The 17,841-nt window shown below is 49.2% G+C and carries 15 protein-coding genes; 12 read left to right on the top strand and 3 right to left on the bottom strand.

Annotated elements, in window-relative coordinates; all coding sequences use genetic code 11:
* The first annotated feature begins 202 nt into the window (after positions 1-202).
* The 8 genes from rsmD to Dia5BBH33_RS02995 all read left to right on the top strand — a co-directional run bounded on the left by rsmD (position 203) and on the right by Dia5BBH33_RS02995 (position 10,863).
* A complete protein-coding gene (gene rsmD / locus Dia5BBH33_RS02960) occupies positions 203-769 on the top strand; it encodes a 16S rRNA (guanine(966)-N(2))-methyltransferase RsmD (protein ID WP_143332343.1) in 567 nt (188 codons plus the stop codon).
* 3 nt (positions 770-772) lie between these two features.
* Positions 773-1,261, top strand: a complete 489-nt coding sequence (gene coaD / locus Dia5BBH33_RS02965) for a pantetheine-phosphate adenylyltransferase (RefSeq protein WP_022381763.1) — start codon at positions 773-775, stop codon at positions 1,259-1,261.
* A 13-nt stretch (positions 1,262-1,274) separates the two neighbouring features.
* A complete protein-coding gene (locus Dia5BBH33_RS02970; RefSeq protein WP_143332344.1) occupies positions 1,275-1,775 on the top strand; it encodes an ATPase in 501 nt (166 codons plus the stop codon).
* A gap of 101 nt (positions 1,776-1,876) precedes the next feature.
* Positions 1,877-2,440, top strand: a complete 564-nt coding sequence (locus Dia5BBH33_RS02975) for a ComEA family DNA-binding protein (RefSeq protein ID WP_022381765.1) — start codon at positions 1,877-1,879, stop codon at positions 2,438-2,440.
* Positions 2,437-4,698 (top strand): ComEC/Rec2 family competence protein, encoded by a 2,262-nt coding sequence (locus Dia5BBH33_RS02980; RefSeq protein ID WP_143332345.1) that lies wholly within the window; start codon positions 2,437-2,439, stop codon positions 4,696-4,698. The genes Dia5BBH33_RS02975 and Dia5BBH33_RS02980 overlap by 4 nt, the downstream gene beginning before the upstream one ends.
* Positions 4,689-5,690, top strand: a complete 1,002-nt coding sequence (gene holA, locus Dia5BBH33_RS02985; protein WP_108849890.1) for a DNA polymerase III subunit delta — start codon at positions 4,689-4,691, stop codon at positions 5,688-5,690. Before Dia5BBH33_RS02980 ends, holA begins: the two co-directional genes overlap by 10 nt.
* A gap of 4 nt (positions 5,691-5,694) precedes the next feature.
* Positions 5,695-7,080 (top strand): VanW family protein, encoded by a 1,386-nt coding sequence (locus Dia5BBH33_RS02990; protein WP_143332346.1) that lies wholly within the window; start codon positions 5,695-5,697, stop codon positions 7,078-7,080.
* Between the two features lie 63 nt (positions 7,081-7,143).
* Positions 7,144-10,863 carry a PolC-type DNA polymerase III gene (locus Dia5BBH33_RS02995; protein ID WP_143332347.1) on the top strand — a complete coding sequence of 1,240 codons (3,720 nt, stop codon included), beginning with the start codon at positions 7,144-7,146 and terminating at the stop codon, positions 10,861-10,863.
* A 79-nt stretch (positions 10,864-10,942) separates the two neighbouring features.
* On the opposite strand, the gene Dia5BBH33_RS03000 is transcribed toward Dia5BBH33_RS02995, so the two are convergent.
* The 3 genes from Dia5BBH33_RS03000 to Dia5BBH33_RS03010 all read right to left on the bottom strand — a co-directional run bounded on the left by Dia5BBH33_RS03000 (position 10,943) and on the right by Dia5BBH33_RS03010 (position 13,928).
* Complete coding sequence (locus Dia5BBH33_RS03000) at positions 10,943-11,836, bottom strand: epoxyqueuosine reductase (protein WP_143332348.1); 894 nt, start codon at positions 11,834-11,836, stop codon at positions 10,943-10,945.
* 151 nt (positions 11,837-11,987) lie between these two features.
* On the bottom strand, positions 11,988-13,031 hold the full coding sequence (locus Dia5BBH33_RS03005; RefSeq protein WP_143332349.1) for a zeta toxin family protein: 1,044 nt from the start codon (positions 13,029-13,031) through the stop codon (positions 11,988-11,990).
* A 111-nt stretch (positions 13,032-13,142) separates the two neighbouring features.
* The gene (locus tag Dia5BBH33_RS03010; RefSeq protein ID WP_143332350.1) at positions 13,143-13,928 is read right to left on the bottom strand and encodes an adenosylcobinamide amidohydrolase; all 786 of its coding nucleotides are present in this window, start codon (positions 13,926-13,928) and stop codon (positions 13,143-13,145) included.
* Between the two features lie 174 nt (positions 13,929-14,102).
* Between Dia5BBH33_RS03010 and Dia5BBH33_RS03015 the strand changes: the two genes are divergently transcribed.
* The 4 genes from Dia5BBH33_RS03015 (at position 14,103) to Dia5BBH33_RS03030 (ending at position 17,764) form a co-directional block, all read left to right on the top strand.
* Positions 14,103-15,452: an LPO_1073/Vpar_1526 family protein gene (locus Dia5BBH33_RS03015; protein WP_143332351.1), complete on the top strand. Its 1,350-nt coding sequence runs from the start codon at positions 14,103-14,105 to the stop codon at positions 15,450-15,452.
* A gap of 219 nt (positions 15,453-15,671) precedes the next feature.
* The gene (sdaAB, locus tag Dia5BBH33_RS03020) at positions 15,672-16,334 is read left to right on the top strand and encodes an L-serine ammonia-lyase, iron-sulfur-dependent subunit beta (RefSeq protein WP_108849882.1); all 663 of its coding nucleotides are present in this window, start codon (positions 15,672-15,674) and stop codon (positions 16,332-16,334) included.
* Positions 16,335-16,345: 11 nt separating this feature from the next.
* The gene (gene sdaAA / locus Dia5BBH33_RS03025; protein ID WP_143332352.1) at positions 16,346-17,227 is read left to right on the top strand and encodes an L-serine ammonia-lyase, iron-sulfur-dependent, subunit alpha; all 882 of its coding nucleotides are present in this window, start codon (positions 16,346-16,348) and stop codon (positions 17,225-17,227) included.
* A gap of 141 nt (positions 17,228-17,368) precedes the next feature.
* Positions 17,369-17,764, top strand: coding sequence for a hypothetical protein (locus tag Dia5BBH33_RS03030; protein ID WP_143332353.1), 396 nt, complete (start codon positions 17,369-17,371; stop codon positions 17,762-17,764).
* The last annotated feature ends 77 nt before the right edge of the window (positions 17,765-17,841 follow it).

Raw genomic sequence — 17,841 nt, forward strand, 5'->3', positions numbered from 1 at the left:
GTTTTAAAGGATTCCTGTGTTTTCGGCATCTGGCGGAAGAAATTACGCGGAGAAATATAAATTCTTTATGCATGAATGGAATATCTTTCTGAAGAAAGCATAAAAAATTTTATTTCAATATAGTCCGTTTATGCTATAATCTAGCTAAGTGCGGATTGACGGGCTGCCCGTTTGATCCAGATCACTATAAGGAAAATTAAGAATGAGAATTGTAGGCGGCAAAGCAAAAGGTACGATTTTACTGTCCCCGGCAGGTAAGAATACAACAAGGCCCACTCTTGGAAGAGTGAGGGAGAGCATTTTCAATGTTCTTGCTAATGTGGGACTGGAAGAAGCGAAGGTTCTGGATATTTTCGCCGGAACCGGAGCCATGGGGCTTGAAGCCTTGAGCCGCGGAGCGGCAGAAGCTGTCTTCATAGACAGGACAACAAGTGATATTATCAGGAAGAATGCAGAGCGCTGCCATATGAGCGGGCAGGTGAAGGTCATCGTAAGAGACGTCACGCCGGCCTTGAAGCTCTTAGGTGGCAAAAGCTTTGATTATATCTTCATGGATCCGCCATACCGCAAGGGGTATATCAATGAGATCCTGAAGGAGATACTATCTTGCGGGATCTGCAGTGATGATGCTATTATTGTTGCGGAACACTCCGTGTCCGAAGCACCGGACCTTTCCCTTTTCGAAGACAGGCTCGACCTCTGGAAAGAGAAGAAATCCGGCGCCATTGTTGTTACTTATCTGCGTTGCAGAACTACAGAGGGAGTTTAATCCATGAAATTAGCTATATGCCCGGGAAGTTTTGATCCGGTAACCTATGGTCATCTTGATATTATAAAAAGAAGCGCGCAGATGGTCGATAAACTGATCGTCGCCGCTTTTCTGAACCCGACAAAACATTACATGTTCACCACCGAGGAGCGTCTGGATATGCTTAGGGAAACAACCAAGGATATTCCTAACGTGGAAGTGGATGCCTTCGACGGTCTTCTTAATGAATACGCAGCAAAGAGAGACTGCCATCTTCTGATCAGAGGCCTCAGAGCGTTCAGCGATTTCGAATATGAATTCCAGCGCGCGCTGATGATCAAGCAGATTGCACCGACTCTGGAAACTGCCTTCTTTATGACGGACGGCCGCTATTCCTTCCTTTCCTCAACCGGTGTCCGCGAGCTGGCCCATTTTAACGGGGATGTGAGCAAAATGGTGCCGCCATACGTACAGGAAATGATACACAGGAAAATGAATTCTATTAAGAAATGAGAGGCTGCTTGTTATGGATACGAGAAAACTTCTGGAAGAACTTGAAAATGTAATTAACAGTGCAAATGAAGTGCCGTTCACCAATAAGAAAATGGTGGACAAGGACGAAATTGAAAGACTGATTGATGCCATCAACCAGTCCCTGCCAAACGAGCTTGAAAGTGCCCGCCGCATTGTGGCTGATAAGGAAAGAATCATGCTCGATGCTGAAAAGAAGGCAGAAGACACCGTTGCCCAGGCAAAGGACTATATCGCCCGCATTACAGAAGAAAGCGAACTGGTCAAGCAGGCACAGGAAAGAGCCAATGAAGTGATTTCCTCTGCCAATAAGTCTGCAGAAGAACTGCGCACCAGCTCTGTTACTTATGCAACCGATGTGCTGAAGTACGTGGAAACTAACATGGAAAACGTACTGGACAGCCTGAAGAAGAACCGTCAGAGCCTGATTGATTCCAACTCTGCAGCTGCACGCCAGCAGCAGGAACGGGCTGAAGACAACGGAAATAAAAAGTAAGAAATTACGAAGGAGCAGCAAAAGAGTTCCAGGCGCTCCTGGGACTCTTCTTTGGTATGGATGCAGGCAATGCCTGAAGGATTGAAACAAGGAGCAATCCCATGGAACAGGATCATGAAGAAAGCAGAAGGATGACTATACTCTGCCTATGCATAGGGCTTATTCTTTTAGGGACGGCGCTTTTTGTATTCGATCCTTTTTCATTGCGTGAAGAGGAGAAGCCGGTCGTCGTGACTGCCGAGGCAGGGAACAATGAAAAGGATGACAAGCTTCTCGTGTATGTCGTAGGCGCTGTAAAGGAACCAGGCGTCTATGAACTCCCGAAGGGAAGCCATTACTATGATGCCGTCAAGGCAGCAGGCGATGTCCTTCCCTATGCAGAAGTGGAAGCTGTCAATATGGCAGCGCCCATAGAAAACAGCATGAAGATTTACATCCCGCTCAACCCTGACCGCAGCGATCCCGCAGCAAGAGGTCTCATCAATATCAATACGGCCGGAGCGAAGGAACTGGAAGCACTCCCCGGAGTCGGCGCAGTGACGGCTGAAAAGATTGTGAAGTACAGGCAGGAAAACGGGTACTTCACCGAGAAGCAGGATCTGAAGAAGGTTCCATCCATCAGCGATGGAAGATATGCGAAACTGGCGGATAAAATTACTCTATGAGTATGAAGTACGGCCTGTTCTGGAGTGCTCTCTGTCTTTCATTCGGCATATTCCTCTACGGCAGTCTTCCTCTTTATGAGGGAATCGCAGCTGCTGCCGTCTTTTTTGTGCTGCCTGCCTTAGCAGCCATAAAAATAACACATAAAAAAGAAGCCGTCCTTATTTTGTGCGGCGCTTTTTTTATTTCCCTTTGCGGAATGGGCCGCATGCATCTTGCTGACGAAGTATGGAAGGCGCAGTCCTCCTGGGCGCTTCATGCCGAAGGGACGTATACGGCTGTCGTGACAGAGCCTCCTGTCGTCAACCGGGAAGGGGAAGGGTATGCCAGGTATACTGCTGAATTAAGAGATATCCGTTACAAAGACGGCACAGAAAAGCCGCTTAAGGGGTTCGCCTATGTTTATGAGACAAATCCTAAGGAGATTTACGGGCCGGGCGTGAAACTCTCCGTCAAAGGGGAAATGACGCCGATCAGGATTTATGACAACCCCGGGAAAATCGATCTGGAAAGCAGGTACAGAAGCCGCCGCATCATAGGGCGCATCTATACCGAGGATGAAAAGTCAGTCAGATCTCTGGGCGATTCCGGAGAATACCGGGCCGAAAAGGCAGCCGAACTCATCAAGGGAAAGGTCATGGATACCTTTGCTCCCTACATGGATCCCGTCAGGCTCCACATCATGATGACGCTCCTTTTTGGAGGCAGCTATAATGAAATCCCGGAATCAGTCATGAGCTCTTTTTCCGCGACAGGGATCGTCCATATCCTTTCCGTTTCGGGATCGCATGTGGCGCTTCTCTTCGGCTTCCTTTACTTCCTGGGAAAATGGATGCACCTTCCAAAGAAGCTTGTTATTGGCGGAGCCATCATTCTGGTCCTTTTCTATTCAGGGCTTGCCGGATTTGTCCCTCCTGTCCTGAGAGCCGCCATCATGGGGATCCTTTCTGTGGCCGGACTTTTCTTTGACAGGGAGAAAACAGCCGTCAATATTTTAGGCGCTGCTGTTACAGGGATGCTTTTGTGGGATCCATTTTTCCTCTTTGATGTGAGCTTCCAGCTTTCCGTCGGCGCATCTGCCGGTATCCTGATATTTTACAAGCCGCTTCTTTACTTCTTCAAAAGATTTCCCCGCCTTCCCGTGCAGGTGCGGGAAGGAACGGCGCTTTCCACGGCGGCGCAGGTATTTACGATGCCCATCGTGCTCTATGACTTTCATGTATTTCCGCTGTTTTTCATTCCTGCCAATCTCATTGTGACGCCGTTCCTTGAATGGGTTATCATTGCAGGGCTCATGGCATCCGTCATCGCATTGATCTTTACGCCCCTTGCGGCCGGGATTCTCTACGTTTCGGATTACCTCTTATGGGCAGGCATCCGGATGAACCAGTGGATGTCAGGCTGGCCGAAGGCGTCGATCGGCATCGGAGGACTCAATGCTGCAGAGACGGCCTGCTATTATATCACAGTCGCCTTTCTTTATTTCAGGGAGAAAATCCTTGCATCTAAAATATGGAGAAGAATTTTTATGCTGATTCTTCCCTTAAGTACTGCAATCGTCATTATTCTCTGGATTTCTGCGCCGTCCACATACGTGCTTGTCCCCGAGCTTGGTCCGGATCAGGGGGCTGTTCTTGTAAAAGACGGCAGAAAAATACTATACTATAAGAGCGGCAGCCTTGCTTCAAGGACTTCCGTCTGGGAATGGAACTCCCTTCTCGGGTATGAGGGCATTTTTGCAGCCGACATCCTTCTGCTGAATCTGGAAGACGCCAAAAACCCTATTCCGCTGTCCATGACGATTCCGATCAAGGAAATCTGGGTGACGGGAGGCGATCCGGAAAAAATCTGCCGCGAGCTTTTAGCTGGTCAGCAGGCTCACGTCCGCATGATCCAGGGCGGCAGCGCAAAAGTGGATGATATGATTTTCAGGACAAACGGAAGCAGCTGGCTTGTTTCCTTTGATGAGGCCGGCGTCCTTTTTTCAGGAAATAAACTGCTTACGGATACAAAGTATCCGCCTGGCCTCTTCTGGATGGCAGGGAGCAGAAAACAGGCAGATTCTCTGACTGAGGAAGAGGTTTCCGCGATTCATCCAGAGGCAGCCGTCTATGCAGGAAGCAGGTTGACCAAATCCTATGAGGATGCGGAAATTTTTGAATATATGGGAATCCCTGCAGCCAATGTCTATGAAGATGGAATGCGGACGGCGGTTTTCAGGGAAAAATGGGAATTAAAAGGTAAAGGTCTATGGCGCTGAATGAAGTGAAGAAGAACTGCTACTTCCTTTACGGGGACGACCCGGTTCTTCTTAATGAGAGAAAGTCAGACATATTAAATACATACTTTAAGGGAAACCCGCCGGAACCCGCTTACTTTGAGGGTAAGGGAAGCTTTGAGGAATACAGGAATGCCCTTTGCGGGCAGTCCCTTTTTTCATCAGATACGGCAGTCCTGATCCAGAATCCATTCTTCCTGAAAAAGGCTGTAAAATCAGAAAAGGAAGAAGAGCAGCAGAAGGAATTTCTGGAAACAGCAAGAGAAATCCCTGAAGAGACGCTTCTTATCATCCTTTTTGAAGGAAAGCCGGACGCAAGGACGAAGGTTGTCAAAAAGTTGAAAAAATTCTGCGTGGCAGAAGAGATGGGCTTCATCAAGCCGGATCAGGCAGCCGGCATCATGGCGCAGATCCTGGGGGAACGGGGAAAGCGCTTTGAACCGGAAGCAAGGGAATATCTGGAAGAAGTCCTGTCCACATGGGAAAATGTTTCCCGGCCTCTTCTTGAGGTCGAGGTTGAAAAAATCGACCTGATGACGGGAAAACGGGTGACGGTGCCCAAGCGTGTTCTGGAGTTTTCACTTCCGGGATACGTGAATCAGGGCGTCTTTGCCTTTGCAGACGCACTCCTTTCCAAGAAGGTCAAGCAGATCCTGGAAAGCACGGACAAGGTGTTCAAAGACACTTCGACAGAAATCAGCGGGCTGGGCCTTATTTCTTCCAAATTCAGGAATATAAAGATCCTGAAGGAAATGGAAAGAGCAAGGATGCCTGAATCGAAAATCAGGGAAGCGCTCGGCATGCGCTCTCCTTATGCATACCGTTATCTGAAACGGGATGCGGATAAAGTCACCGAGAAGGATGCAGAATGGATGCTTCTTGGAATTTTTAATTACCAACTGAAAAAGAGAATGGGGGACAGAGACATGAGTCTCAAAGATCTTTTTCTGAAATATTGTATGGAACGAAGGTAGAATAGTGAGCCGGCTTAGAATAAAAAGAATAGCGGGGGCTGTTTGCGCTGTCATAATCCTCACAGCAGGAGCAGCGCCTTTCCTTTGGGCCGGAACGGACAGAGTCATTCCGGGCGTAAGGATCAATGGAACTCCGGCAGGGGGAATGAGCAGGGAAGAACTGGAAACTCTCATGCATGAGAAAAATGAGGAACTGAAGACGGACGTGCTGGCTGTGAAAAGCGCAGACGGCGTCATTGACGAAGCATGGAAGTTTTCTGATTTTTCTGTTCATTATAAAGACGATGAAATCGATAAGGCACTCAAAGCAGGCCGTGATGGGAATATAGCGAAAATCTGGTATGACCGCTGGCATGCCCTTGTCATGGGAGATGCTGTGCACTGGATGGCATCGTATGATGATGGGGCGCTCGGGAATAAGGTCAAAGCACTGGCTTCTGAATACGGAAAGCCTCCTGTCAATGCAGAGCCTTCTTTCCATGGAGACGGGTCCGTCACCTTCTCCGGAGGCCGCCCTTATCTCAAGTTTGACGAAAAGGCGCTCCTGGCAGATGCAGGAAGGATCCTGTCAAACGGAACAAGCGGAGAAGCAGATGTTTCCGTCCTTGATGAGAAGAAACCGGATCTGACGGAAAAGGAAGCCAAGGAGGTCAATGTTGTCCTTGGATGGTACACCACGGAATTTGGGATCGACGGAAGCCGCGACAAGAACATTGAAATTGCGGCCAAGAGCATTAAAGGCGTCTACGTGAAGCCAGGGGAGTCATTCTCCTATAATCAGGCGACAGGCGCAAGGTCGAAGGAAAACGGCTATCAGGAAGCGCCGGTCATCATCAATGGCAAGCTTGAACCCGGCATAGGCGGAGGCGTCTGCCAGGTAAGTACGACGCTCTTCAATGCGGCGCTTCTTTCAGGCCTTGAAATTACGCAGAGAGCCAACCATTATTCGCCCATCCACTATGCACCAATCGGCAGGGATGCGACAGTCGCTGAAGGCATCATTGATTTTGCCTTCCACAATGATCTGAAGCACGGTGTTTATCTCTATTCAGACTATACGCCCGGAAGCGTCACGATTTATATCCTTGGAAACAGGGAGGACAAGCCGTCTTATGTGGATATTTCCACAGACAAGAACGATGTGATTCCGAATAAGACGAAAACGAAAATAGATCCGTCACAGAAGGAAAACAAAAAGACAGACGAGGGACATGACGGACGCCATGTCGTCGTCACACAGAATGTCAAATGGGCTGACGGAAGGACGTATCACGATACGTTCTACTCCGATTATGATCCCGTAGATACAGTCATCACCTACAAGAGCGAATCTGACCGAAAAGCTGATGAGGATAAAGCAAAGTCTGAAGGTAATGACAAAACGGAATAAACCCTTCCGCATGAAATGCGGTATAATGATAGGCGATTTTCTATTGAAGGAGGAGCAGGGTTAATGGGCAAGTACCAGCTGAAATCAAGAAAGGAAGGTTCCGTCATCACGCTTCTTGAAGTGGATACGGAATGCAGAGCCTGGTATGTCAAAGCTGATGATAAAGATGCTGCTGTCAAAACGCTGATATCCATGGGTGAATCGATCCGCTGCCTGGAGTCCATCTACGTCAACGGGGATGATATGACCGAAGATATATTAAGCGCTTTTTCAGCTGCCAGAAAGACTTCATATCCCGAAGAATTCATGCCTGAGAGCGAGACGGATGATTTTGCGCCGCAGGGCTCATACATGCCGCCTGAAGAAATGATGCCGGATGATGTGCCGCCTCCGGATGAATACGGATATGAGGAAGCGGGCGCGGCTCCTCTTTCGCCTCTCCCTTCGGCAGAGGAAATAGAGGCAGCTGCTTCACAAAGCGGCAGGGAGGAGGCATCTATCGCAGATGAGAGGCCTTCTGAATTTGCAATGCCTGATATTCTTCCCGACCTTGCAAGCGTTCTTCCGAAGACTGCATTTGTTTCCTCTCCAAAGAAGAATGCTTCAGGGGCTGTCAATGGCATGTACCTTGGCAAGAAGCATATTACCGGAAATCCCGTTGAAATCCGCACAATCACTGATGAGGCAGACGGGGTCGTTTTTGTGGGCACTGTCATTAATTGTGAAATGAGGGAACTTAGGAGCAAGAAGAAGCTCTTTTTGATGAGCCTTGCCGATGAAACGAACGGCATTTCCTGCAAGAAATTCTTCGACCGCCCGGAAGAAGCAGGCGGACTGGAAGAACTGAAGGCAGGGATGGCAGTCAAGGTGCGCGGCAACGTACGCTTTGACAAGTATTCCGGCGGCCTTGTCCTTGAACTGCAGCAGGTGGAAAAAGGAGAAATCATCAAGATCGATCATGAAGACGATTATCCGACGCCCCGCGTCGAGCTCCATCTCCATACGAAGATGAGCCTGGACGGACTGATCGATAATGAGGAAATCATCAAGACGGCTGCCAAGTGGCATCATCCGGCCGTTGCAATTACAGACCACGGCGTCATACAGGCTTTCCCAAAGATCCAGGATCTGGCGGACAAGTACAAGCAGAAGGTCATCTACGGCATGGAAGGGTACATGATTGAAGATATCCCTGCCGATCCCGATACGGACAGGCAGCAGTACAACCATATCATCATCCTGGCCAAGAACGTCACGGGCCTTAGAAATCTCTACCGCATGGTCACGCTTTCCCATCTGAAGTTCTACAGGAAGCGTCCTCTGATACCAAAACCAATCTTAAAGGAACTCCACGAAGGGCTGATTTACGGTTCGGCCTGCGTCATGGGCGAATTCTTCCGCGCAGTTCTTACAGGAAAGAGTGATGAAGAACTGATCGAGATGGCGAAGTTCTATGACTATCTGGAAGTGCAGCCTCTTGGAAATAATGAATTCCTGATCAATGACGACAAGTTTGCCGAAGTCAATTCGGAAAAGGATCTGCAGGATCTGAACCGGAAGGTCATTGAAATCGGCGAAAAGGCTGGACGGCCTGTCTGCGCTACGTCTGATGCGCATTATATGTTTGCCGAGGATCAGAGAAACCGCGACATCCTTCTTTCCAACTGGGAAAAACCGGGGAAGATTGAATCCCATCCGCCGGTCTACATCAGGACGACACAGGAAATGCTGGATGAATTCAGCTATCTCCCCAAGGAAAAAGCGCTTGAAATCGTCGTGGAAAATACGAGAAGGATTGCAGACGAATGCGAAGTCCTCCATCCTCTTGCCGAGGAATGGAAGTCTTACAACCCGAAAATTTCCGGCGCCGATGAAAAACTGGTGGAAATGTGCTATTCCAATGCCAAGGCCATTTACGGAGACCCGCTTCCCAAAGAAGTGCAGGAGCGCCTGACACTGGAACTGACGCCTATTATCAAGCACGGCTACGGCGTCCTCTACTACATTGCGCACAAGCTTGTAAAACATTCCAATGACAGAGGATACCTGGTAGGTTCACGAGGATCCGTCGGTTCATCCTTCGTTGCTACCATGTCCGGCATTACGGAAGTCAATCCGCTTCCGCCGCACTATGTCTGCCCGAACTGCCACTGGACGCATTTCTATACCGACGGCTCCGTCGGCGGCGGTTTCGACCTTCCTGACAAGGCATGCCCGGAATGCGGCCATCCGCTCAACAAGAACGGCCATAATATTCCGTTTGCCGTTTTCCTCGGGTTCGACGGTGATAAGGTCCCTGATATCGATCTTAACTTCTCCTCAGGGGATGATCAGGGCGTTGCCCATAAGTACACGGAAGAACTCTTCGGCCGTGACAATGTTTTCCGCGCAGGGACCATTGCAGGCATCCAGGACAAGACAGCCTACGGTTTCGTCAAGAAGTATGCGGAAAACAGAGGACTCACCTTCAACGATATCTTCATTGAAAAGCTCTCTGCCGGCGTGGCAGGCGTCAAGAGGACGACGGGCCAGCATCCGGCAGGCATCATGGTCTGCCCGAGGGATATGGACATCCATAACTTCACGCCTCTGCAGTATGCGGCCAACAAGAAGTACCTGAAGGATGAAGAAGGAAACCGCATCCCCGGAACCATTACCACCCATTTCGATTACCATTCCATCTCGGGCCGTATGCTCAAGCTGGATATCCTGGGCCACGATGATCCTAAGGTTATCCGCATGCTCCAGGATATTACGGGCATCGATCCGCTTAAGATTCCATTTGATGACAAGAAGACATTGTCTCTCTTCAGCTCCACTGAAGCACTGGGCCTTACGCCGCAGCAGCTTGGAGCCGTGATCGGGAACAAGGGGATTACCGTAGGAGCCCTCGGGCTTCCTGAATACGGGACGCCTTTCGTCCGCGGCATGCTGGAAGATACCAGGCCGAAGAACTTCTCCGAACTGGTACGAATTTCCGGATTCTCCCACGGGACCGACGTATGGCTGAACAATGCGCAGGATCTGATTCGAAGCGGCACAGTCAAACTGGAAGAAGCCATTTCCACCCGAGACGACGTCATGAACTATTTGATTGAACATGGCGTAAGACCCCTGACTGCATTCAAGGTCATGGAAAATGTCCGTAAGGGCAAGGGGCTTGAAAAGGGCGGTTTTAATAACAAGGCAGAACTTGATGCTGCCCATGTACCGCAGTGGTTTATCGATTCCTGCCTGAAGATCGGATACCTCTTTCCGAGAGCCCATGCTGTCGCTTACGTTATGATGGCATTCCGCATCGCATGGTTCAAGGTGTACCAGCCGCTTGCTTATTATGCGGCGTACTTTACCATCCGCGCAGAAGGGTCTTTCAATGCACCGGTCATCCTGAAGGGGCTTGAATCGCAGAAGGCGGAACTCGCCCGCATTGCAGCGCTTGAACATTCGACAGCCGTCGAGAAGGGCAATGCCACTGTCATTGAAGTCGCCGCGGAAATGTACCTTCGCGGCATGGAATTCCTTCCCATCGATCTTGACCGCTCGGATGCATCCGAATTCAAGATGGTGGACGGAAAGCTCCTTCCTCCTTTCAACTGTATTCCTGCCTTAGGGGATGCTGTGGCAAAGGAAATTGTACGTGCCAGGGGCGAGCATCTTTTCACATCGAAGGAGGATCTGAAGAAACGCGGCAAGGTCAGCCAGAGTATCATCGACACCATGGATTCCATGGGCATTCTGAAAAATATGCCTGATGAGGAACAGATCAGCCTGTTCTCTTTCTAAAACAGGATACAAAACAGAGTACATAAAAGGGGCTTTAGCAAAATGAACAGTCATTTTGCTAAAGCCCCTTTCTGTTGAATTATTTTCCGGAATCTTTTTCTGTAAGATCCAGATTTCTAAGAAGCACTTTTCTTCCTCTCCATGCAAAAGCATATTCCCTCATTTCCTTGTCAAAGGAACGGTTGGAATAGGATTCCAGTTTCTCACGGGTAAGGAAGGGAAGCCTGTTTTCCCTGATTTCGGGAAGAGGGGAGACGGCGGCGTTCTTGTTGAACGGGCAGCAGAGCTGGCATTCATCACAGCCGAAAATAAGAGGCGTCCTTGCGATGATTTTTTCCTCTTCTTCAGTCAGCGCTTCCTTTTTCTGCGTCAGGTAGGATTTGCAGTGCCATACATCGAAGGAATCCTCGCGGATGACGTGGCCCGGGCAGTGGTAGAAGCACTCCCTGCATTCGCCGCAGGAAAGATCGAGCGGGGAATCAGGCGAAAGCTCAAGGGTCGTCAGTATGGATCCGATGGTGAAGAAGGAGCCGTACTTTGGATTGATGATGCAGTGATTCTTCCCGAAAAATCCAAGCCCTGCAGCATAGGCAAGCCAGCGGTCGACCATGGGGGACGTATCGGCAAGGCCCCTGAATCTTGCTTCCAGATATGCATTTCTCATCACGCCGATAATGCGGTCAAGGTAGGACTGGATCATTTTGTGATAATCAAGCCCTCTTGCATACAGCGCAATATTTCCCTCCTCCTTGTGGGATGGGCGGTAGGGGAAAAGGATGACAAAAAAGGAGCGGCTCCCCGGAAGGAGGGCTTCCGTATCTATCCGTTCCTTTATGTCAGCGGGCGCAAGGGGAATGGTTCCTGCTTCAGTAAGCCTTTCTGAAAGTTTTTCAGAAAAATTCACTGATGCTGCGCCGCAGGCATCGAGTTGCAAGGACGCAGCCGTTTTGACTAAAAGTTCTTTCGCATTCATTCATAACCTCATGAAAAAGGGACGGAATACAGTCATGCTGCCTGCCTTTTTTTCAGGCCTTCAGCAATGCGGGGTCGTTCCCTTCCTCGTGTCATTCAATAAAAAGAAGGCTGTGAATAAATGATTGCACATTTTGTCACAGCCTCTGTGTTTATTTAACCATGCGCTTGGAAAGAAGTTCGCTGACTTTTTCCGTCGGCATGTCGTCACTGTCGTAAAGGAGCCCTTTCGGACTTTTTATGATGAGCCTGTCCATCAGATTCTGGGCAACAAGATCATTCGTTGCAGAAAGGAAGGAGAGGCATGCTTTATCATGAAATTCCTTGGTGATCAGGCGGGAGAGTCCAGGCGCTTTGAGTCTCTGCTGGAGGAAGAGCTGATGGATGGCCTTCCAGCTTTCCTTCTTGGGGCAGGCCCTTAGAAGAACGCAGATGGTGTAACCCTTTTCCTTCAGGTAGCTGATGTAATTCATCGTGTGGGCTACATTTTCCAGCGATCCTTCCTGAAGGATGTTGTAGCCTTCTTCTCTCGCTTTCTTCATCGTAAGGTCAGACAGGTACTGGCCCTGCGCCATGGAGAAGCAGGCAGCGTACTGTCCGTATTTCTTCAGAAGCTGTTTGTAGCGCGGATGGAAACCGCGGAAGTTGTCGCTCATGGACTGGATGATATCGCCGTCATAGTCTTCAATGATCATGGATGACATGCGGGTTTTTCCTGATCCGGGCTGGCCTGCGATGATAAAGGCAGTGGGATGTTTTTTGTGGCCCGTCTTTCCTTCAGTGACAGAAGGCCAGACCGTCTTTTCAAAAAAATCATCCATTTCAGCAGGATCGAACCTGCTTTCCTTTTCAATCACCTGGCGCGTCAGCTTGGCGCTTGTCACAGGACGGAATATCTGATCCTGCACGTATTTCGTTTCGATGGCATAAGCTTCCCTGAGCATGCCGACTTGCGCAGACATAGCAAGTCCATGTCCCTTGCGGAGTTCGATCAGAGACATTTCATGGATGGTCATACGCCAGAGCTTATAAAGGCGCGCTTCATCTGCCGGCTGTATGGCCTTCTCACCTTTCAGAGTGCAGAGCAGGTTGTGAATGGTCTGGAATATTTCTGCATTCACCTCAAGCTGTATCCCCATAGGGGTAATTTCTGCCGATTCACTTAGTTCTTCGATGGTCCGCTCGTCATAGGGCATAGCCTTACCAACTCCTTTTATTCATTACATGGAATCATCTTTTCCAATCATAGCAAAGCATGGTGCTTTTGTCTAATATTACTTATGCTCTGTAAATGGAAGCCTGCCGGATCAGCTTTTTTCAGAGAGTTTTCTCAAGCGGTCAATGTCCTGGGCAGGAGGCGTCCTTAGCAGGGAAGAGGCATTCCAGGGATGGTCATATGTTTCTATGCAGTCCCTGACCGACTCATAGGCGGCCTTTGAAAGAAGAGAGCCCAGGAGGGAAAAAGATCCGGCATCCGTGTATTTTTTCCCTTCTGGATCACAGATGAGGGTAATGCCGTCTGTGCATGTTCCTGTTGCAGGAAGGCCGTTATTGACATCAGCGATCCCAAGGTCCTGAAGGGCAGCGGATTTTCCTTCCGTCAGTGTAATCAGGGCTCTTGCCATGACACATTCGGGAAGGAAGCCGCTGGCAATGATCATCATGTTGATTGTTCCGACCGGAAAGAAATGCTCGTCTTCTTCCCTGTAAAGGGCAGGGGAAGAAGCGCGGCAGGCTGTCTTTTCAACACCGCCTGTTGTAACGGCCTCTATGGTCATGCCGCCCGCGGAAAGCACTTTATGGGAATAGAGCCTGACGCGGGCAGCGGTCAGAAGGGAAGGACATTTCTCAGGGCTTTCTGTGACTTCTTCTGCGCAGATCTTCAGGTATGACTCAACCGACCCTCCCGGGAAATCCTGAAGGGATTCATAATACCCGGTCAGCTTCTGATTAAGAGCAGACCGTATGCTTCTGTATCCGCCTGCCCAGAGGGCGGTGGAAAGGGAATTCATGTCCCTGTCGAATTCTATCAGCAGTTTCTCATCCGAAATGGAAAGGCTCGCGCCTTTGGAAACAAGAGTGATTTTATCCATAATGGGTCCTTTCTAATTTCTACCTTATATAATTTAATTATACCATTGGGAAAAGAATGAAAAGTCATGACCGGTTTTCCTGATTTTTATCCCTTATTTGAAGTCGATGGCAAAGTATGATACCATGTAACTGAATTTTGTGTAATCGAATGTAATGGAAAATCAGGTGAATTCATGTTTATAATCCCGTATCTCGTACTGGCAGCTGTCGCGCTGCTTTTCTCCTTTATTTGCTACATGATGTTTTTCGGCGTGCCGGGAAGGAAGAAAACGGCTGATCACCGTGAAATAGAAAAGAAGGCATCCGAAGTTCCTTCACGGGAAGACATTGTAAAGAAGGTGCCTCTCCCCAAGAGCGAACCGCATAAGGAAAAGAAGCTCTATACGGATGAGAAGACGCAGATTCTTCCACCAAGGCTTGGAAAGACGAAGAAAGCCGAAGCCGATGAGGAGAAGACGAAAATTTTCTCCAAGGAAGAACTGGAAAAAACGGCAGAAAGGGATCCTGTGCCGCATGCCAAGGGACCGTTCCCGCCAGAACCCAATCCTGTCATCCTCAATGAGGAACCGGATGTGGATTTCCTTGAAGAATACTTTGTCAAACATTTCCTGAACCGCTACGGCGCCGTTTCCCATACGGTTGAGCAGGATACAAGGAAAGTGACGCACCGCCTGATCGACGGGCTCCATATGAGAAGAAAAGAAGCTGTGGATACGCTGACGCATATCATGGTGCAGGAAGCGCTCCAGAATGCACAGCGCACCTATGTCATGATGCCGACCGACACCGTTCTTGAAATGGTGAATGACGCATTCTATGATGTAGCGCATGGCAGCCGTTCCGATACGAAGACCATTCTTGCCTATGATGCGCTCCGCGCTATGCCGCGCATGGATGAGAGCGAATTCCATGCCCTTGCGCTCCTTCTTCTTATCCATTACTCTAGAAATACAGACAATTACGATGCAGGCCACCTCAAATCCTACACCGAGAAGTATGTCGTTCCGTTTGTCGGAAAGCTTCCCGATGAATACAGCGGTTATCAGCAGCTTGAATACCTGCACTGCGTATCCCTTGAAAACAAGGATATCGCATTCGGACAGGTACTGCATGATTCCTACCCGCTCATTTTCGCATTCAGGGGCTGCATGAAGGCAGAACTCCTTTCCGTCTATCCGTCATGGCCGGAAGGGTCCATCGTCTCCAGCTTGTATAATTCTTACTACAAGCCGGCTGCTGTCGATGAATCCATGCTTTCCGAACTGATGAATGATATGGGAATCGAGGATACGGGCCGCAGGGAAGGCATCCTGGCCATCGTGGAATCAAGACCGGTTCCTTATGACAAGAAGGAAATGGAATACACGCTTGGCAAAATTTCTCCTGAACTGGAAAAAATGCGCGAAGCCTGGGATAACAGCATGCTGAGACGCTCGTCCCTGACACTCATGGGCATGTACATCGCAAAGATCTGCATCAGGGAAACCATCGGCGAAGATTTTGATTTAAGCCACTGGATGTAAATACCAAATGGAAATGAGAATATGTCATTTTCAGAAGAATATCGATGTAGTGAACAAGAACTATAACTTATATAGACAATTCAATGATAAAAATATATAATAGTGACAGCCTTAAACGATTTATGGTCGATGCAGGATCCCATAGAGGGCAGACTGTCACGAGGTCAAGGGAGATCTGCTGGAAACGGCAGATTTTTTCTTTCCAAAAAAGGGGGAAACATGGGTATTTTTGATATTATCGGACCAATCATGGTTGGTCCTTCGAGTTCTCACACGGCAGGAGCAGCGCGCATAGGCCTGATCGCCAGCCGCATCCTGGGAGAACCATTGAAGAAAGCGCACATTACTTTGTACGGCTCTTTTGCAAAGACAGGAAAGGGCCACGGTACGAACCGCGCTCTGGCGGCCGGCCTTATGGGCTATGCGCCTGACAGCGAAATCATAAGGACTGCGCTTGAAACGGCAAAGGAGAAGGGAATCGATATTGCATTCTCCCTTTCCAATGAAGTTGCAGGGCATCCCAATGTAGCAAAAATTGATGCGGAAGGCGTAAACGGTACAAAGGTCTCCGTTGTGGGAAGATCCCTTGGGGGCGGCCGCGTCATGATTACTGAAATAGACGGTTATGATGTGGAAATCAACGGCGAGGAATATACATTCCTGACACGCCATCATGATGTGCCGGGCATTGTAGCCGATGTATCCGCTATCATGGCTCAAGAAAACATCAATATTTCAACTATGCGCCTTTTCCGCAAGGGAAAGGGAACGGAAGCTGTCATGATCATCCATACGGACCAGTATGTACCAAAAGAGCTGGCCGCACGTATCGAAAAGGCAAATCCGAATATATCCTGCGCAATGACGCTTGAAATTATATAGAGGAGGTTATTGTGTATACTTATCATTCTCTGAAAGAATTGTTTGATTTGGCAGATAAAGCGGAATGCTCCCCGGGCATCATTGCCTGCCGGGCAGAAGCAGAAGAGAGCGGAAAAAGCTGTGAGGAAGTCTGGAACCGCATGAAAAAGACGATTCCTGTATTCAGGAATGCAATTCGTCAGGGACTGTCTGATACAGGAAAATCGGCAAGCGGCCTCGTCGGAGGAGATGCAAGCCGTCTCTATCACGGGAAGATGCGTTTCTTAAGCCCCATCTGCCAGAGGGCTGCTTCTTATGCGCTGGCAACCGCGGAATCGAATGCGAAGATGCACAGGGTCGTTGCCTGCCCGACAGCAGGTGCCTGCGGCATACTTCCGGCTGTCATTGCTGCAGTTTCCGAAGAAGAAAACTCCGGTGAGGAAGATATTACAAGAGCTCTCTTTACGGCAGGTGCCGTAGGAAGAATCGTTGCCGAGAAAGCATCGATTGCCGGCGCTGTCGGCGGATGCCAGGCAGAATGCGGGACGGCCTGCGGAATGGCAGCGGCGGCCGCTGTCGATCTGATCGGCGGCACGACCGAGGAAATGGGGCATGCCTTTGCCCTTGCCGTCAAGAACATTTTAGGCCTTGTCTGCGATCCGGTGGGCGGTCTTGTCGAAGTCCCCTGCGTGAAGAGAAATGCATTCCATGCCGTACACGCCCTGACATCGGTTGAAATGGTCATGAGCGGCATCAGAAGCGTCATACCTCCCGACGAAGTCATTGAAGCTTTGAACGATGTGGGCAGGAGACTTCCTGTGGAACTCAGGGAAACGAGTCTGGCGGGCCTTGCCATGACGGCAACCGGCAGAAGAATCAATAAGAGGCTGGAAGAATGCGCCCGCAAGGTGTGATCATATAGCAATAAAGAAGCTGCGGAAAGCGAACTCGCGTGGATCCGCAGCTTTTTTGCTGAAGAAATAGACGTTTTCTTTTACAAATCGCCAAAACTGTGCCAAAATAAGTGAAGAATATATTCCTCTTTGGAGGCTCACATGGACTTTTTAATGATATTTCTTGCCATAGGATTTCTTGAGACCATCTGGATGTGGTCTGCTTCCCGAAAAAAATCACCAACCGTTATTTATCCGGTCAGGTATCGTCCTCTCCGGTTTCTTCTGATGGCAATTATTTTCCTTCCCTGCCTTCTGATTGCTTTCGATCTTTTTCCTTCCGAGGAATCTTTGCGTATGGCCGTTGCCGTTGAACTGGCTGCGCTTGTCCTCCTTTTCATGCTTGGCCGCGTGAAGGGGAAGAGAGTGGAAACAAGACCTGAAACGGAAGAAGAAAAAAATGCAAGGTGGAAAGCGCAGCGCTCGCAGGCAGGAAGCCTCTGGCTCATTACCTTTGCCGCATCGCTTGCCGCAGTCTATTTCATTTATTTCCGATAAATCAATGGTGCAATCGATATTTCACTATTGGTTTCATCCATGCTAAAATAAAAGAGTCAATCTAATTTATTCGTTTA

Origin of the sequence: Dialister hominis (genome assembly GCF_007164725.1) — a bacterium.
GTDB lineage: Bacteria > Bacillota > Negativicutes > Veillonellales > Dialisteraceae > Dialister > Dialister hominis.